14 protein-coding genes are annotated in these 16,152 nt (G+C 69.2%); 4 read left to right on the top strand and 10 right to left on the bottom strand.

The window, feature by feature from the left end; genetic code table 11:
- Positions 1-92: 92 nt before the first annotated feature.
- Positions 93-1,457 carry a 4-aminobutyrate--2-oxoglutarate transaminase gene (gene gabT / locus LC041_RS02825; RefSeq protein WP_226531441.1) on the bottom strand — a complete coding sequence of 455 codons (1,365 nt, stop codon included), beginning with the start codon at positions 1,455-1,457 and terminating at the stop codon, positions 93-95.
- A gap of 98 nt (positions 1,458-1,555) precedes the next feature.
- Here gabT and LC041_RS02820 point away from each other — a divergent pair, with 98 nt between their 5' ends.
- Positions 1,556-3,064 (top strand): PucR family transcriptional regulator, encoded by a 1,509-nt coding sequence (locus tag LC041_RS02820; protein ID WP_226531440.1) that lies wholly within the window; start codon positions 1,556-1,558, stop codon positions 3,062-3,064.
- Positions 3,065-3,078: 14 nt separating this feature from the next.
- On the opposite strand, the gene LC041_RS02815 is transcribed toward LC041_RS02820, so the two are convergent.
- Positions 3,079-3,486, bottom strand: coding sequence for a riboflavin kinase (locus LC041_RS02815; RefSeq protein WP_226531439.1), 408 nt, complete (start codon positions 3,484-3,486; stop codon positions 3,079-3,081).
- The gene (locus tag LC041_RS02810; RefSeq protein WP_131494309.1) at positions 3,483-3,992 is read right to left on the bottom strand and encodes a flavin reductase family protein; all 510 of its coding nucleotides are present in this window, start codon (positions 3,990-3,992) and stop codon (positions 3,483-3,485) included. Before LC041_RS02810 ends, LC041_RS02815 begins: the two co-directional genes overlap by 4 nt.
- Positions 3,993-4,095: 103 nt before the next feature.
- On the opposite strand from LC041_RS02810, the gene LC041_RS02805 reads away from it, so the two are divergent.
- Positions 4,096-4,695 carry a PadR family transcriptional regulator gene (locus LC041_RS02805; RefSeq protein WP_226531438.1) on the top strand — a complete coding sequence of 200 codons (600 nt, stop codon included), beginning with the start codon at positions 4,096-4,098 and terminating at the stop codon, positions 4,693-4,695.
- A gap of 4 nt (positions 4,696-4,699) precedes the next feature.
- Here LC041_RS02805 and LC041_RS02800 read toward each other — a convergent pair whose 3' ends face one another.
- From LC041_RS02800 to LC041_RS02770, 7 genes are all read right to left on the bottom strand, one after another.
- Positions 4,700-5,584, bottom strand: a complete 885-nt coding sequence (locus tag LC041_RS02800; protein ID WP_226531437.1) for a ribokinase — start codon at positions 5,582-5,584, stop codon at positions 4,700-4,702.
- The gene (locus tag LC041_RS02795; protein WP_226531436.1) at positions 5,577-6,956 is read right to left on the bottom strand and encodes an NtaA/DmoA family FMN-dependent monooxygenase; all 1,380 of its coding nucleotides are present in this window, start codon (positions 6,954-6,956) and stop codon (positions 5,577-5,579) included. The genes LC041_RS02800 and LC041_RS02795 overlap by 8 nt, the downstream gene beginning before the upstream one ends.
- Positions 6,957-7,067: 111 nt before the next feature.
- A complete protein-coding gene (locus tag LC041_RS02790; protein ID WP_226531435.1) occupies positions 7,068-7,916 on the bottom strand; it encodes an ABC transporter permease in 849 nt (282 codons plus the stop codon).
- Positions 7,909-8,706: an ABC transporter ATP-binding protein gene (locus LC041_RS02785; RefSeq protein ID WP_226531434.1), complete on the bottom strand. Its 798-nt coding sequence runs from the start codon at positions 8,704-8,706 to the stop codon at positions 7,909-7,911. Before LC041_RS02785 ends, LC041_RS02790 begins: the two co-directional genes overlap by 8 nt.
- Entirely contained in the window at positions 8,706-9,809 is a 1,104-nt protein-coding gene (locus tag LC041_RS02780; protein WP_226531433.1) for an ABC transporter substrate-binding protein, read from the bottom strand. Before LC041_RS02780 ends, LC041_RS02785 begins: the two co-directional genes overlap by 1 nt.
- A gap of 113 nt (positions 9,810-9,922) precedes the next feature.
- Entirely contained in the window at positions 9,923-11,035 is a 1,113-nt protein-coding gene (locus LC041_RS02775; RefSeq protein WP_226531432.1) for a DUF6226 family protein, read from the bottom strand.
- Between the two features lie 23 nt (positions 11,036-11,058).
- Positions 11,059-12,501: a helix-turn-helix transcriptional regulator gene (locus LC041_RS02770; RefSeq protein WP_226531431.1), complete on the bottom strand. Its 1,443-nt coding sequence runs from the start codon at positions 12,499-12,501 to the stop codon at positions 11,059-11,061.
- A 269-nt stretch (positions 12,502-12,770) separates the two neighbouring features.
- Between LC041_RS02770 and aceA the strand changes: the two genes are divergently transcribed.
- Together aceA and aceB are read left to right on the top strand one after the other, a co-directional pair.
- Positions 12,771-14,096, top strand: coding sequence for an isocitrate lyase (aceA, locus tag LC041_RS02765; RefSeq protein WP_226531430.1), 1,326 nt, complete (start codon positions 12,771-12,773; stop codon positions 14,094-14,096).
- Positions 14,097-14,239: 143 nt separating this feature from the next.
- Positions 14,240-15,910, top strand: coding sequence for a malate synthase A (aceB, locus tag LC041_RS02760; RefSeq protein WP_226531429.1), 1,671 nt, complete (start codon positions 14,240-14,242; stop codon positions 15,908-15,910).
- Positions 15,911-16,152 lie beyond the last annotated feature (242 nt).

The raw sequence follows: 16,152 nt of genomic DNA, 5'->3' as shown, positions 1-16,152 counted from the left end.
GTTGGGAAGTAGTGCCGGTCGCGACCCGAAATCCCCCGATTGGGGTCGCGACCGGACAGGGGGTCGGGCCACGCGGGAGCGCGGCCCGCGTGCTATTCGGCGGCAGCCAGGGCGGCGGCCACGATGTCGAGTCCTTCGTTCAGCAGGTCGTCGCCGATCGAGAGCGGAGGGAGGAAGCGGATGACGTTGCCGTAGGTTCCGCAGGTGAGGACGATGACGCCCTGGGCGATGCACGCCTTGGCGACCGCGGCCGTGAGCGCGGCGTTCGGCGCCTTGGTCTCGGGGTCGACGAACTCGGCGGCGATCATCGCCCCGTGGCCGCGGACGTCTCCGACGCGCGGGTCGTTCTGCTGGATCGCAGTGAGACGGTCCGTGAGGATCGTGCCGATCTGCTGTGCACGCTCGATCACCCCGTCGTTCTCGAACACGTCGATCGACGCGAGCGCCGCGGCGCACGCGATCGGGTTGCCGCCGTAGGTGCCGCCCAGACCACCGGAGTGCGAAGCGTCCATGATCTCCGCGCGGCCCGTGACGGCGGCGAGCGGAAGGCCGCCGGCGATTCCCTTGGCCGTGGTGATCAGGTCGGGCTCGATGCCGAAGATCTCGCTCGCGAACATGTGTCCCGTGCGGGCGAAGCCGGTCTGCACCTCGTCGGCGATGAAGACGACGCCGTTCGCGCGACACCAGTCGACGATCGCGGGCAGGAAACCGTCGGCGGGGACGATGAAGCCGCCCTCGCCCTGGATCGGCTCGATGATGACGGCGGCCAGGTTGTCGGCGCCGATCTGCTTCTCGAGCTGGAGGATCACGCGGGCCGCGGCCTCGCCGCCCTCGAGCCCATCACGGAACGGGTACGACATCGGTGCGCGGTACACCTCGGGAGCGAACGGGCCGAACCCGCTCTTGTAGGGCATCGACTTGGCGGTGAGCGCCATGGTCAGGTTGGTGCGGCCGTGGTAGCCGTGGTCGAAGGCGACGACCGCCTGGCGACCTGTGTGCTTGCGGGCGATCTTGATGGCGTTCTCGACCGCCTCCGCTCCCGAGTTGAACAGGGCGCTCTTCTTGGCGAAGCCACCGGGAGTCACTCGGTTGAGTGCTTCGGCGACGCCGACGTACGACTCGTACGGCGAGATCATGAAGCAGGTGTGGGTGAACTGCGCGGCCTGGGCTGCGACGGCCGCGGCGACCTTCGGGTGCGCGTTGCCGACCGTGGTCACGGCGATGCCGGAGCCGAGGTCGATGAGGGAGTTCCCGTCGGCGTCGACGACGACTCCGCCGCCGGCAGCGACCGCGGCGACCGGCACGGTGTGACCGACACCGGCTGCCACGGCATCCGCCTTGCGCGCGAGCACCTCGGCCGAGCGAGGCCCGGGGAGGTCCGTGACCAGACGACGCTCCTGCGGGAGGTCGGGTCCGCCGAGAGGGACTGCGGGGGCTGCGGTGTCGAGGAGTGCCATGATCGCGAGCGTACGGCGGCGCCGAAGCCCCCCGCACTCGCCGACACGTACAATCTGAGGAGCAGTTTCGCCAGGCTGTACATACGGAAGGAAGTGTCGTGCCCACCATCGCGCAACCGACGCTGCGCGCACTGCTGCGCCGCCGCGACCTCGGGCTCGCGCTCGTCCCTCGCGAGGCCGAGTTGGCCGACGGGGCTCTCGACCGTCCGCTCCGCTGGGTGCACAGCTCCGACCTGGCCGACCCGACGCCGTTCCTCTCGGAAGACCTCGCACTGCTGACCACCGGTACGCAGTTCGACGAGGCCGTCGGCATCGACACCTACGTCGGTCGCCTCGCCGATCGCGGCGTCCTCGGACTCGGCTTCGGCACCGAAGTGCACCGCTCGGGAGTGCCGGACGAACTGGTCGCCGCCTGCGCCTCGCACGGCATGCCCCTGTTCACCGTGCCGTATCGGACACCGTTCATCGCCGTCGCCCGTGCGCATTCCGAGGCGATCGCCGCACAGGCCTATGCGCGCCGATCCTGGGCGCTGGACACACAGCGCGCTCTCGCCCTCGCGGCCCTCCGCCCGAGCGGACTCGACGCCACGATCGCGGAACTCGGACGACGGCTCGAGGTCTGGGCGGGGATGTTCGACGCCGCAGGAACGGTCGTCGCCTCTCACCCCCGGGACCGCCTCGACGCCGAGGTGCGCGACGCGCTGGGCGAGCGGGTGATGGAGATCCTCACCCGCGGGCTCGAGGCCGGTCAGTCGCTGGTCCTCGGCGACCACACCTTCATGCTGTTCACCGTGGGGCGCGGCGGACACCTGCGCGGGGTGATCGCCCTCGCCATCGACGCCCTCGACCCCGAGGCCCGGTCGGTCGTGACGTCGGTGATCGCGATGGCCGGGCTCGCGATGGAGCAGAGCGAACAGCTCGCACGGAGCCGCCGACGCCTGCACGCGCAGCTCCTCGGATCGCTCCTCGCCGACGACCCGGGTCTGGCCAGAAGGGTGCTGGGCAGCATGCCGCCCGCTCCCGTGGTCGTCGCCGTCGCCGCGGACGCCCCGGCCGGACCGCTCGCGGACTGGTGGGAACGGAACCGGGTCGAGCACGGCACCGCATCGTTTCTCGCCGAATCCCGGGATGGCGTGACGATCTGCCTCTCCGCCGCCGACGAGCCCCTGCTCGACGAAGCCGCCGCACGCTTCGGCATCCGCATCGGCGTCTCCGAGCCCGAGGGGTACGGTTCGTTCTCCCGCGCGCACGCTCAGGCGCTCACCGCACTGCGCCAACAGGGCACGCACGGCGTCGCACGCTACGCCGACACCGTGGGCTCCCGTATCCTCACTGCTCTCGCGACGGATGAGGCGCGCCTGGTCGCGGAATCACGACTCGCACCGATCCGCGAGCACGATGCCCGCACCGGCGCCGATCTCGAGCGCTCGCTGCGCACCTGGCTGGAGCACGATGCCACAGCGGAGTCCGCCGCGGTCGCGCTCGGAGTGCATCGACACACCCTGCGCTCCCGGATCGCCACCGCGGGCGCGCTGCTCGAGATCGACCTGTCGACCTTCCCCGCGCGCGCCGAGCTCTGGACGATCCTGCAGACCGCTCGAGACTGACCCGACCGGAGCGATCAGCGGGGACCGACCGCAGGCGCACCCAGCAGGGCCCGGCAGCGGACGACATCGTCCGCCGACTGGGCGATCAGTTCATCGACACGGTCGAACCGCAGCGTCGGGCGGAGCCGCGCGACGAGGGTCACATCCAGCCGCCGACCGTACAGGTCGATGTCGACGTCGTGCAGATGCACCTCCACCCGCCGCGCACGGTCGCCGTCGAAGGTCGGGTTCGCTCCGACGCTGACGCTCGCCGCCCACGGATGCGTGTCTTCGTCGATTCGCACCCATGCCGCATAGATGCCGTCGTCCGGGAGGCCACGCCCTTCGAGTTCCAGGTTCGCCGTCGGGAAGCCGAGGACTCGACCCCGACCGTCACCGGGCACGACGAGGCCGGCGATCGTCCCGAGCGGCTGAGCACTCACGCGCTCTCGGGGGCGGCGATGGCGCGATAGCGGCTCTGGTGGAAGACGAGGGGCTCGACGTCGTCGAACAGCGTGAGGTCGGCGATCTCGTACAGCGCGATCTCGTGATCCCCGCCGTCGAACGTGCTGTGCAGGCGACAGGTGAGCCAGAGCGCGGCATCCGAGATGAGCACCGCCCCGCCGTCGGTGCGCTGCCACTCGTGGCCTCCGAACCGGTCGCCCTCGCGCGCCGACAGCGAACGGCTGAGCGGCTCGTGGTGTGCGGCCAGCACGCTCATGCCGAGCTCGGGGACCTCGCGCAGCACCGGCCAGGTCTTCGAGGTGCGCGCCGCACTGATCGCGACGAGCGCGGGCTCGAGCGAGATCGACGTGAACGAGTTGACCGCCATCCCCACGGCGCGGTCGTCGATGTGCGCCGCGAGAGCGACGACGCCGGTCGGGTACACCGAGAACGCTCGGCGGAGGGCCAGGTCGCGCGGGAGGGCTTCGGTCACGGCAGACGTCATTTCGGCTTCCTTTCGTTAGTCAACTTTGACTAGTTTCAATAGTAGGCAAGTTTGATCATGCAAACAACCGGAATCTGTGACGCCAGCCGTTAGCATGAGGGGCATGTCGACCACCCGCCTCGTCGTCCTCGGTGCCGTGAAGCAGTTCCAGCCCGTGCACGGGTACTTCCTCCGCCGCGAGCTCATGACCTGGCACGTCGACGAATGGGCGCACATCCAGCCCGGATCCATCTACAACGCGCTGCGCGCGCTGGAGGTCGACGGCTACATCGCAGAGAGCGGCACCGAGGCCGAGGGCAAGCGTCCGGCCCGCACCACCTATCGGATCACGCCGTCCGGGGAGGTCGAACTCCAGCGGATGCTGCGCGAGAACCTGTGGAACGTCGCTGCCTTCGACACCCAGGCCATCATGACCGTCGCCTCGTTCATGTTCGTGCTGAGTCGGCAGGAGGTCATCGCCGGCCTCGAGCACCGCCTGATCAAGAGCGACGCGATCATCACGCAGAACGGCTTCGACGTGCAGGACACGCTGCGCTCCGAGACGACGCCGAAGTACGTGCGGGAGATCTTCGACCTCTCCACCGCCCGTCTCACAGCCGAGAAGCAGTGGCTGCTCGACCTGCTGGAGCGCCTCCGCGGCGGCGAGTACACGTTCGCCGGAGAGACGGTGTCAGCGGTCGACGACACCGCCCGCGCGGAGTAGCGACTCAGCGCGACGCCACGAGCGCCGCGATCGACTCGACGGTCAGCGCCGGGGTGGTCGCCCCGCGATGACGGGCCACGACGGCTCCTGCCGCACAGGCGCCGTCCAAGGCGTCCTCGAGCCCGTCGCCGCGGGCGAGGGCCGCGGCCAAAGCTCCGCAGAACGCGTCGCCGGCGCCGGTCGTGTCGACCGGATCGATCCGGAAGGCCTCGATGTGCAGCGGTTCACGCTCCGCGCGGTGAAGCACCACTCCCCCGGCGCCCCGGGTGAGCACGATGGTCTTCGCGCCCGCCACGTGCAGCCGGTCGATACCGCCGAGCTCGGCGCACTCGGTCTCATTCACCACCAGCACATCGACATCGGGGAGCATCCCGACCGCGGCGGCGTGGGCGGGCGCGGCGTTGAGGATCGTGAGCGCACCCGCCTTCCGTCCCGCCCGCAGCGCGGCGGACACGCTGTCGACGGGCACCTCCAGCTGGGCGAGCACGACCGCTGCTCCTTCGATCCCGGCGACCGCGTCGTCCGGGTCGAGTTCGGCGTTCGCGCCGGCCGCGACGATGATGCTGTTGTCCCCGCCGTCGAGCGCCAGCACGTGAGCGACGCCGGTCGGTGCGACCGCGCTGCGGCGCAGGACCGCCGTGACCCCGGCGCGCGACAGGGTCCGCTCGAGCGCCTCAGCGGCCTCATCCTCTCCGACGACGGCGCAGAACCGAGTCGGCGCCCCGCTGCGTGCGCAGGCGACGGCCTGATTCAAGCCCTTGCCTCCGGAGAAGCGGCCACCGGCCCGGCCGAGCAGGGTCTCGCCGACGTGCGGGGGGCGCGCGACCTCGACGACCAGGTCGAGGTTCGCGCTCCCCACCACAGCGACACCGGAGAGGGTGTCAGACACGCGACATCGTCCGCCGGTACTGCGCGCCCGTGTGCGAGTCCGCGAGCGCCGGCGAGGGCGTGCCGACCAGACGCTCACGCAGCGACTGCGGCTCCGACGAAGGCTCGACCACCGCACCGCGCTCCTTGAGGATCGGCAGCACATGCTCGATGAAGTCGGCGGTCGACGCCGGCGGGATGACGGGGGCGAACAGGAACCCGTCGAGGTCGGCGCCGTCGGCGAGCTCGATCATCCGGTCCGCCACCTGCTCGGGTGTGCCCACGATCGGGCGGGCACCGACGCCGTGCGCGTGCCAGTCACCGAGCACGTCGCCCACGGTCTTGTCGGCGAAGCGGGCCACCTGCGTCTGCGAGAGTTCGGTGCTCAGCTCCGACATCGGGGTGTTCGGAGCGTAGGCCGAGAGGTCGAGCCCGGTGAACCAGGCGTAGGAGGCGACCGTCACGTCGGGGTTCTGCGCATCGGCGACCTCGGCGTACTTGCGCTGCGCCTCCTCCTCCGTGCTGCCGACGATCGCGGCGAACGCCGACATGATCTTGACCTCGTCGGAGCCGCGACCGTTCTTCACTGCCTCCCCGCGGATGGCGGTCGAGTGGCCGCGAAGCTGCTCGACCGAGCCGCTTCCGACGAAGATCGCCTCGCCGTGCTTGCCGCCGAACTCGCGGCCCGCGGGCGACGCACCGGCCTGGAACAGCACCGGGGTGCCCTGCGGCGAGCGCTGTGTGTTCCCGTAGCCGTGCGAGCGGAAGTACCGACCCTCGTGCGCGATGCGGTGCACCTTGGACGGGTCGGCGAAGCGGCCGGACTTGTCACGCTCCAGCGCGCCCTCCTCCCAGGCCTGCTCCCACAGCTTGTAGACGACCTGCATGAAGTCGTCGGCCATGAGGTAGCGCTCGTCGTGGCCGACCATCGGCACGCCGAAGCCCTGCACTGCGGTGTCGGCGGTTCCCGTGGTGACCACGTTCCAGCCGATGCGTCCGCCGGAGAGGATGTCGAGGGTCGCCATGCGACGCGCGAACGAGTACGGCGGCTCCAGCAGGGTCGATCCGGTCGCGACGAGACCCAGCCGTGTCGTCTCGGGGATCAGGGCGGCGAGGATGATCGCGGGGTCCAGACGCGGCAGATCCAGACCCTCCAGCGAGCAGACGTCGGGACGCTCGCCGGCCACGTCGGCCCAGCCCCAGGCATCCGCGAGGAAGAGGAAGTCGAATCCGGCGTCCTCGACCATCCGCGCAGTGTCGCGCCAGTACTCGAGCTTGTCGAACAGGTAGCGCCCGTTGTCGGGGTGCCGCCAGGTCGCCGTACCGGAGTCGTTCGCCTGGGCGTTCTCGAAGAGGCCGAGACGCAGCGGCTTCACGGGGGTCTGATCGGTCATGAGCGGGTGCCTTCCTTGTGGGTGGTTCTGGTCGTTCTGAGGTGGTTCCGGGCACGCCGGAGGAACCCCGGGACGGGTCGGGGGCTCCCGTCCCGGGATGAGGGTGCTGCGTCAGCCCTTGGCCGTGACCTCGCCGTCGCTCCACCACAGCACGCGCTTGCGCACCAGGGCGAGGACGATGATGAGGAGCACACCGAGCAGGCACAGCAGGGCGATGCTGGCCCAGGTGACGGCGAGGTTCGCCTGCGCGGCCGAGGTGGTGACGAGCGAGCCGAGGCCGGCCTGCTGACCCGCCGCGACGAACTCCGCGACCGCGGCGCCGACCACCGCGAGCGGCAGGGCGATGCGGAGCCCCGCGAACACGTAGGGCATGCTGCCCGGGAAGCGCAGCTCGCGGAAGATCTCCCACCGGGAGGCGTGCAGCGTCTTGAAGACGTCGAGGGCCTTCTGATCGACGTCGCGGAGTCCCGCGAGCGAGTTCACGAGCATCGGGAAGAACACCACGAGCCCGGTCACGATGAACTTCGGGACCATCCCGAATCCGAAGGCCACCACCAGCGCCGGGGCGATCGCCACGATCGGGGTCACCATCACGATGATCACGAGCGGCATGACGGCCCGCTCGATGATCTGGAACTCGGCCATGATCACAGCCAGCAGGAAGCCGGCGAGGATGCCCGCGGAGGCACCGACCACGACCTCGAGCAGGGTGACGAGGAAGTTCGACCAGTACATGCCGGCGTCCTCGACGAGACTCCCGCCGATCGCCTCCAGCGTCGGCAGCACGTAGGGGTTGGTCCAGGCCACGATCTGCCACAGCAGGGCGGCGATCACGAAGGTGATCAGGGTGGGGCCCCATGACCCCCAGCGCAGCCACGGCGGGACGCCTCGGTTGCGCTGGGCGTTCAGGCGGGCGGTCGCGAGGGTCGCGGTGGTGTCTCTCATCGTCAGCTCAGACATGGGCCTTCTCCGTCTGCGCGCGCAGCGCACCGCGCACGACTGCCTCCAGGTCGCGGAACTCGTCCGTCGCGTACGCCTCCTCGGTGCGCGGCCGGGGGAGGTCGACGTCGATCACCTGGGCGATGCGCCCGGGGTGGGCGGCCATCACCACGATGCGGTCGGACAGCATGATCGCCTCGGGCACGGAGTGCGTGACGAACATGACGGCCTTGCGGTTGGACTGCCAGAAGTCCAACAGCGCGATCCGCTGCAGGTCCCGGTTCATCTCGTCGAGGGCCGAGAACGGCTCGTCCATCAGCATGATGGCCGGGTCGAACACGAAGGCCCTCGCGATCGCGGCCCGCTGCTGCATACCGCCGGACAGCTGCCCCGGGTACTTCGTCATCGCCTGGCGGAGACCGAACGTCGACAACAGCTCCGCCGGGTCGCGCAATGCTCTCCCGGCGTTCGCCCTGGCATTGATGCGCACCGGCAGTTCGACGTTCTCCCGCACGGTCTTCCACGGCAGCAGCGCGGGCGACTGCGGCACGAGGCCGATCTTCTTGTCGCGCGACGCCGCCGTGACGCTCTCGCCGTCGATCGTGACCGTGCCGGAGTCGGCCTCGAGGAGACCGGCGACGACCTTGAGCAGCGTGGACTTGCCGCAGCCGCTCGGGCCGATCACCGAGACGAACTCGCCCATGCCGATCGTCAGATTCACGTCGTCGAGCACCGTCACCTGAGCACCGTCGACGCCGAACGCCTTGGAGACGCCTCTGACCTCGACCCCCGTTCCCTGTGCGGCGGCCATCACTCGGCCTGCCAGATCAGGGTGTCGCCGTCGTAGAGGTCGGCGACCAGGTCGGCGTCCATCATGTCGGCGATCGCGGGCAGGTCCTTGACGCCGCCGTACTTCTTCACGAGGGCGTACTCGGGCTCCCACATGGACTCGTTCTGCACGCCCGGGTTGCCGCCGGCGCTCTCCCGCACCCATGCGGACTCCACCTCCCACGTGCGGGCGAGCTGGTCGCGCGGGAACGCCGCGCCCTGGTTGTTGTCCTCGGCCAGTTTCGCGAGCGTATCGATGCAGGCATCCGACTCGTCCAGGCAGTACTGCAGCGCCTTGAGGCTCGCCCGCATGAAGTCGGCGGCGACCTCGCGGTGCTCGTCGAGGAAGCGGGAGTTGACCTCCATCACGTTGTACGTGCCCTCCACACCGAGGTCGGAGGGGAGGAACTCGCTGAACGGCAGGCCCTGCGCCTTGAGCGACTGCGGCTGGTTGGACGCGTAGCCGACGATCGCATCGACCTGCTCGCGCACGACGACGGTCGGGTCGTAGTTGGTCATCTTGACCATCTCGACCTTCGACACGTCGACGCCGGCCTCGTCGAGCATGGCCGAGGCGATCGGGGTCAGGTTGATGAAGTATCCGAGCGACCCGCCTTCGAGGTCGGTGAGGCTCGCGAGCTTCTCGTTGCCGAAGATCGAGAACGGCGGGGTGGTGCCGTAGGTCGCGACCGCCGTGAGGTTCTTGCTGTTCGCCGCCGCGAGCATCACATCGGATGCGGAGCCGAGAGCGGTGAACTGCGCCTGACCGGACGCCACGAGCTGCTGCCCGTTCGCACCGGAGGCGTTGATCTCCACGTCGAGGCAGAGATCGTCGAAATAGCCCAGCTCCTCGGCGAGGAACACGTCGAGCTGCCCGGCGCTGGCGGAGTAGCCGTAGCCGGAGATGTAGGTGATGGTGCCGGCATCCTGATTCCGCTTGCAGGCGTCGGTGTCACTCGCACTCGTGGGGGCGGTATCGCCGCCTGGCGTCTGCGCGGAGCATGCTCCGAGCGTCAGCGTGGCGGCGAGAACGCACGTCAGGGTGGCAGTGATGCGGAATCGGGTTTCCGCAGAGGAAGTAGCCATGAGGGTCCCTTCTCGGCCGTTCGTCGTTGATGGCTCGATGAAAGTAACATAGTCAAGATTGACTAAGCAAGATCGAACTAAATTTTGACGACACGGCTCGCACCCAGCGATGCCTAACGCAGCGGCCAGGCCGGCCACCATCCGTCATCGAGGCGTCGCAGCGCGGACGTCGCACGCTCCCGGTCGGACTCGGCCAGGTCGGGGGCAGGACCGGCTCCGCTCTCGCGACGCTCGCCGTCCGGCGACCGGATGTCCGTGTACAGCCACGAACGATTCCCGACCGGGTACTTCTCCCGGAAGCCGCCCGAGGCGATGGACAGCACGATCCGCTCGAGTTCGTCAGCCGCCGTCTCCACGGTCTCATCGCAGGCATCGCACGTGCAGGACGGGATCATCGAGCGGAACAGCGCCCCGGCGTCGATCTGGACGACGGGAGGCATCGGAGTGATGGTGATCGCGGCCCCGGTCACCGGCTCGAGGACGATGCGATCCGCGCCCCCGTCACCGGGCTCCCCGCGCACCACCACGTCGTACACGCCGCGGAGGTGGGCGACGAGGGCATCGATCACCTGGAGGAGAGGCTCGAAGCGCTCCGGGTGGGTCTCTCGCGAATACGCCTCCTCCGGGGGAATCCCGTCCGGCCAACGGCGTCCGTACGGGATCACCTCGCCCGCCTCGTCACGGAAGAGCCCGACAGGAAGGACGGGTCGGACGTAGGCGACCGCGGGGATGACGGGCGTGGGCGCCGACTCCTCGTCGGAGAGTGCCCTCAACTCCTGGTCGTCGAGGTCATCCTGGTCCCATGACGCGAGCATCTGCAGGAACGCGTCCCGCTGGTCGGACTGGTGCACCATCCCCTGCACGAGCGACGCAACCGGGATGGAGAGCGTGTTCGTCCCGATCTCAGGCTCGGTGGTCATCCGCCAGGTCGCTGCCGCATGCACGACGGCGATGACGTTGCCGACGAAGCGCGCGGTCGCTGCGGAGAGGTCGACACTGTCGAGGATCTCCGGATGAGCGGCGATGAAGTCCCACGTCGCCGCGAGGTCGTCGGCCAGGAGACCGGGATCCCCGCCTCGACTCCGCACGAAGTCGGCGAACGGCTCGAAGCCGTCGACGAACCGCACAGGTCGCGGGACCTCCGGCAGTGGCGGCACCCAGAGTATCGCCGAAGCCTGCGCCTCAGGCATCGTTCCGAAGGGGCCGGGAAAGACACCGCTACTCATCGACCGAGCGTATCGGGCACGGCTCAGGCAGGCGAGTGCGCCTCCAGGAACTCGTACACGTCGGTCGTGTCGACGCCGGGGAACGAGCCGGTCGGCAGCGTCGCGAGCAGCGTCCGCGGGGTCTTCACATTGGGCCAGGAGTTCTCCCGCCAGCGCTCTTCCAGCTCAGCAGGCGCCCGGCGGCAGCACACCTCGACCGAGTGCTTCGAGACGCCGCGGTGCGAGGTGTCCCGCCCGACGAACCACCGGGTGTCGTCGAAGCGCACGCCCACGCTGACCGAGTGCAACCCCTCGCTCGACGCCTCGACCCGCGCGGTGCACCAGTACGTGCCGTTGCCGGTGTCGGTGTACTGGTAGTACGGATTGAAGCGGTCGTCCTCATCGAACACCACTCGCGAGGTCCACTTGCGGCAGCACAACTGCCCCTCGATCGCACCCAGGCGGTCGGTGGGGAAGTTCACGTCGTCGTTCTCGTACGCCTTGGTGATCGTGCCGGACTCGTGCACCTTGAGGAAGTGCACCGGGATGTCGAGATGCCGCGTGGCGAGGTTCGTGAACCGGTGCGCCGCCGTCTCGTAGGACACCGAGTACGCATCGCGCAGGTCCTCGATCGAGATCGCCCGCCGCTGCTTGGCGTCTTTCAGGGCCGGGACCACGTGCGCCTCGGGAATGAGGAGCGCACCGGTGAGGTAGTTGGTCTCGACGCGCTGCCGCAGGAACTCGGCGTAGCTGCGGGGCTCGGAGTGCCCGAGGATTCTGCTCGACAGAGCCTGCAGCACCGCGGTGCGGGCGTCTCCCTTCGCCGGCACGCTGCTGGACAGGTACAGGCGGCCGTTCGCGAGGTCGGCGACGCTGCGGGTGGTCTGCGGCAGGTCCGGCGCGTAGTGCAGCGTGAACCCGAGGTAGGCCGCGATCTCCGAGGCGGTGCGCTGCGTGAGGGGGCCGCCGGGGTGCCCGACGGCGGCGAGGATCTCGGCGGCCTTGGCCTCGAGGTCGGCGAAGTGGTTGTCCTGACGTCGCATGAGATGACGCAGCTCGACATTCGCCCGCCGGGCCTCCTCCGGAGTGGCGGCCCTCTCGTCCTTGAGCCGGTCGATCTCACCGTGGAGGGCGAGCAGAGCCTTCAGCGCATCCGTCGGCACGCTCTTCGCGATCCGGAACGGCTCGATGCCGAGCGCCTGGAAGGTCTGCCCCTTCATCGCCCGCTCCAGCGCGATCTCGACCGCACTGCGCTCATCGAGGGGCTCGCCTTCCAACAGGGTGTCGATCGTGACGCCGAGCGCTCGGGCGATCGCCTGCAGTTGGGTGAGCTTCGGTTCACGCTTGCCGGTCTCGATCATCGACATCTGGCTGGGGGCGCGATCGACCGCCGAGGCGAGGTCGTCGAGGGTCATCCCCCGCGCGGTTCGCAACTGTCGGATGCGTCGACCGATCGTGAGGGCGTCGGCCTCTTCCGCGATGTCCATCCCACTCCTCTTTCGCTCGCCTTTTGCTCGCCTCGTGCTCGCCTTTTGCTCGCACCCCGTGCGGGATCAGAAACGCACCTCCACGAAGCACTTCCGGCGCGTTTTTGCACTTCGACCGCCGATGGTCGGAGCGAGTGGAGGCGATTCTGTCACGAAAGCAGAAGAATCGCGAAACTTCTGCTTCGATTCGGTCATTCGGATGCCTGAAATTCACTCACAGTGGAACCACGCCACACCGGCACCGCAGCCGGATCCACCGAGGAGACACCATGACGAACACCGCCCACACCCCGACGCCCCGCCCCGCCGGTCTGCGAGCCGGCGACCAGGTTCAGACGGCCGCCGAGCTCCAGGAGATCTGGGACACCGATCCCCGCTGGGACGGCGTCGAGCGCACCTACTCGGCGGAAGACGTCATCCGCATCCGCGGCTCGGTCCGCGAGGAGGCGACGCTCGCCCACCGCGGCGCCGACAACCTCTGGAACCTCCTGCACACGGAGGACTACATCCGGGCCCTCGGCGCCTACACCGGCGGCCAGGCCGTGCAGCAGGTGCGAGCGGGCCTCAAGGCCATCTACCTGTCCGGATGGCAGGTGGCCGCCGACGGCAACCTCGCGGGACAGACCTACCCCGACCAGTCGCTCTACCCCGCGAACTCGGTTCCGGCCGTGGTGCGCCGCATCAACAACGCCCTCATCCGCCAGGACCAGCTGGAGCACGCGGAGGGCGAGACCACCCAGGACTGGCTCGCCCCGATCGTCGCCGACGCGGAGGCCGGTTTCGGAGGACCCCTCAACGCCTACGAGCTCGCGCAGTCGCTCATCCAGTCCGGTGCCGCGGGCATCCACTGGGAGGACCAGCTGGCCAGCGAGAAGAAGTGCGGCCACCTCGGCGGCAAGGTGCTCGTGCCCACCCAGCAGCACATCCGCACCCTGAACGCCGCCCGCCTCGCGGCCGACGTCGCCGGTGTCCCGACCGTGATCATCGCACGTACGGATGCCCTCGCCGCCGATCTGCTCACCAGCGACGTCGACGAGCGCGATCAGGCGTTCACCACGGGCGAGCGCACCACCGAGGGGTTCTACCGGATCCGCCCCGGTCTGGAATCGGTCATCAGCCGCGGCCTCGCCTTCGCCCCGTACGCCGACCTGCTGTGGGTCGAGACGGGAGAGCCCGACATCCAGCTCGCCCGAGACATCGCCGCGGCCATCCACGAGCAGTTCCCGGGTAAGCTCCTGGCCTACAACTGCTCGCCGAGCTTCAACTGGAAGAAGCACCTGTCGGACGCCGAGATCGCGACGTTCCAGCAGGAGTTGGCAGACCTGGGCTACAAGTTCCAGTTCATCACCCTGGCAGGCTTCCACGCCCTGAACCACTCGATGTTCGACCTCGCCCGCGGCTACGCGGATCGCGCCATGAGCGCCTACGTCGAGCTGCAGGAAGCCGAGTTCGCCGCCGAGGCCGACGGCTACACCGCCACCAAGCACCAGCGCGAGGCGGGCACCGGCTACTTCGACGTCATCTCCACCGCGCTCAACCCCGAAAGCGCGACACTCGCCCTGGCCGGCTCCACTGAGGCCGCACAGTTCCACTGATCCGTCAGCCGATGCCACCTCGGTCGAGGCCCCCTCTCCCCGTCGAGACCCCCGCCCTCCCACGCGAACCGGAGGGGGTGCCGACGGCAGGAGGGGGCGTCGACCCTCTCTCGGCATCCCCACAACGCAAAGGACCCATGATCATGACCACGCCCACCGCTCCCCCGACCACCGCTCCCCCGACCACGGGCCCGATCCAGACGACCCAGCAGGGCCCTGCGATCGAGGTCACCGGTCCCGTCCGCGACCGCTACGAGGAGATCCTGACACCCGAAGCGATCGCCTTCCTGACCGAGCTGCACCACCGTTTCGCCGCCCGCCGCCACGACCGACTCGCCGATCGGATGCGCCGCCGCTTCGAGATCGGCAACGGGCACGACCCCCGCTTCCGCGAGGACACGGCGCACATCAGGGCGGACCGCGACTGGCGCGTCGCCGGCGCAGGTCCCGGCCTCGAGGACCGACGCGTCGAGATCACCGGCCCGACCGATCCGAAGATGACGATCAACGCCCTCAACTCCGGCGCGCGGGTGTGGCTCGCCGACCAGGAGGATGCCACGAGTCCGACCTGGAAGAACGTGATCGAGGGGCAGCTCTCGCTGCACGATGCCATCCGCGGCGAGCTGTCGTTCACCTCGTCGGAGGGCAAGGAGTACCGCGTCACGGCGGAGCGCACCCCGACGATCGTGATGCGCCCTCGCGGATGGCACCTGCCGGAGAAGCACCTCGCATTCACCGACCGTGCGGGCCGTCGCACCTCGGCGTCCGGGTCGCTCGTCGACTTCGGTCTGTACTTCCTGCACAACGCACAGGCGCTGATCGAGGCGGGGCGCGGACCGTACTTCTACATCGCCAAGCTCGAGTCGAGCGAGGAGGCGAAGCTGTGGGATGACGTCTTCTCCTTCAGTGAGGAGTACATCGGCATCCCGCACGGCACGATCCGCGCGACCGTGCTGATCGAGACGCTGCCCGCCGCGTTCGAGATGGACGAGATCCTGTACGAACTGCGCGACCACTGCGCCGGCCTGAACGCGGGGCGATGGGACTACATCTTCTCGATCATCAAGAACTACCGGGGGCGCGGGGCGCGGTTCGTGCTCCCCGACCGCAGCGAAGTCACGATGACGGTGCCGTTCATGCGGGCGTACACCGACCTGCTCGTGCAGACCTGCCACAAGCGCGGCGCCTTCGCGATCGGCGGCATGAGCGCGTTCATCCCGAACCGCCGTGACCCCGAGGTGACCGCACGGGCGATCGAGAAGGTGACCGCCGACAAGAAGCGTGAGGCCGGTGACGGCTTCGACGGCACCTGGGTCGCGCACCCCGATCTGATCCCCACGGCGCAGGCGGAGTTCGACGCCGTGCTGGGCGACCGCCCGAATCAGGTGGATCGTCAGCGCGACGACGTGCACGTGGAGGCGCGCGACTTGCTCGACCTGCACATCGGACGCCCGATCACGGCGCAGGGTGTGCGGGACAACGTCTCGGTCGCCATCCGCTACCTCGAGGCCTGGCTGCGCGGACTCGGCGCCGTGGCGATCGACAACCTGATGGAGGATGCGGCGACGGCCGAGATCAGCCGTTCGCAGGTGTGGCAGTGGATCCACCAGGATCGGACCACCGAGGACGGTACTCCGATCACCGCTGAATACGTCGAGGGACTCATCACGCAGGTGCTCGCCCAGGCGACGCGCAGCTACGGCGACCGTTTCGACGACGCCGCGGAGATCTTCCGTGAGGTCGCCCTGCGCGAGGAGTTCCCGACCTTCCTCACGCTCGGCGCCTACAGCCGGTTCCTGGTCGACGAGGACTGAGCGCCCCACGAAGAGCCCTCGGGAACGCGGCGGAGCCCCTCACCCGCTCACGGCGGGCGAGGGGCTCCGTGGTGCGGGACGCCCCGAGCTTCCGGGCGGGGCGCAGGATCCGCACCCGGAAGTCGTGACGGGGCGTGGGGAACAGCCTCGGCTCGCACGAGCCTGCCGTCAAAGCCCGACGGGGACTCGGGCAGCTTCAGCGTAGGCACTAAGCCGCGACCGGGGTAAGCGCTCGAAGGGAG

The sequence above is a fragment of the Microbacterium paraoxydans genome, assembly GCF_020524545.1.
Lineage (GTDB): Bacteria > Actinomycetota > Actinomycetes > Actinomycetales > Microbacteriaceae > Microbacterium > Microbacterium paraoxydans_C.
Note: the sequence above shows the minus strand (reverse complement) of the source record. Positions and strands in the feature narration are given on the sequence as shown.

Bases quoted from the DNA above. Each gene is read 5' to 3' on its own strand.
- LC041_RS02790 (WP_226531435.1), bottom strand. From the start codon at position 7,916: ATGTCTGAGCTGACGATGAGAGACACCACCGCGACCCTCGCGACCGCC.
- LC041_RS02810 (WP_131494309.1), bottom strand. From the start codon at position 3,992: ATGACGTCTGCCGTGACCGAAGCCCTCCCGCGCGACCTGGCCCTCCGC.
- LC041_RS02795 (WP_226531436.1), bottom strand. From the start codon at position 6,956: ATGACCGATCAGACCCCCGTGAAGCCGCTGCGTCTCGGCCTCTTCGAG.
- LC041_RS02785 (WP_226531434.1), bottom strand. From the start codon at position 8,706: ATGGCCGCCGCACAGGGAACGGGGGTCGAGGTCAGAGGCGTCTCCAAG.
- LC041_RS02780 (WP_226531433.1), bottom strand. From the start codon at position 9,809: ATGGCTACTTCCTCTGCGGAAACCCGATTCCGCATCACTGCCACCCTG.
- LC041_RS02805 (WP_226531438.1), top strand. From the start codon at position 4,096: ATGTCGACCACCCGCCTCGTCGTCCTCGGTGCCGTGAAGCAGTTCCAG.
- LC041_RS02775 (WP_226531432.1), bottom strand. From the start codon at position 11,035: ATGAGTAGCGGTGTCTTTCCCGGCCCCTTCGGAACGATGCCTGAGGCG.
- aceA (WP_226531430.1), top strand. From the start codon at position 12,771: ATGACGAACACCGCCCACACCCCGACGCCCCGCCCCGCCGGTCTGCGA.
- gabT (WP_226531441.1), bottom strand. From the start codon at position 1,457: ATGGCACTCCTCGACACCGCAGCCCCCGCAGTCCCTCTCGGCGGACCC.
- aceB (WP_226531429.1), top strand. From the start codon at position 14,240: ATGACCACGCCCACCGCTCCCCCGACCACCGCTCCCCCGACCACGGGC.
- LC041_RS02770 (WP_226531431.1), bottom strand. From the start codon at position 12,501: ATGGACATCGCGGAAGAGGCCGACGCCCTCACGATCGGTCGACGCATC.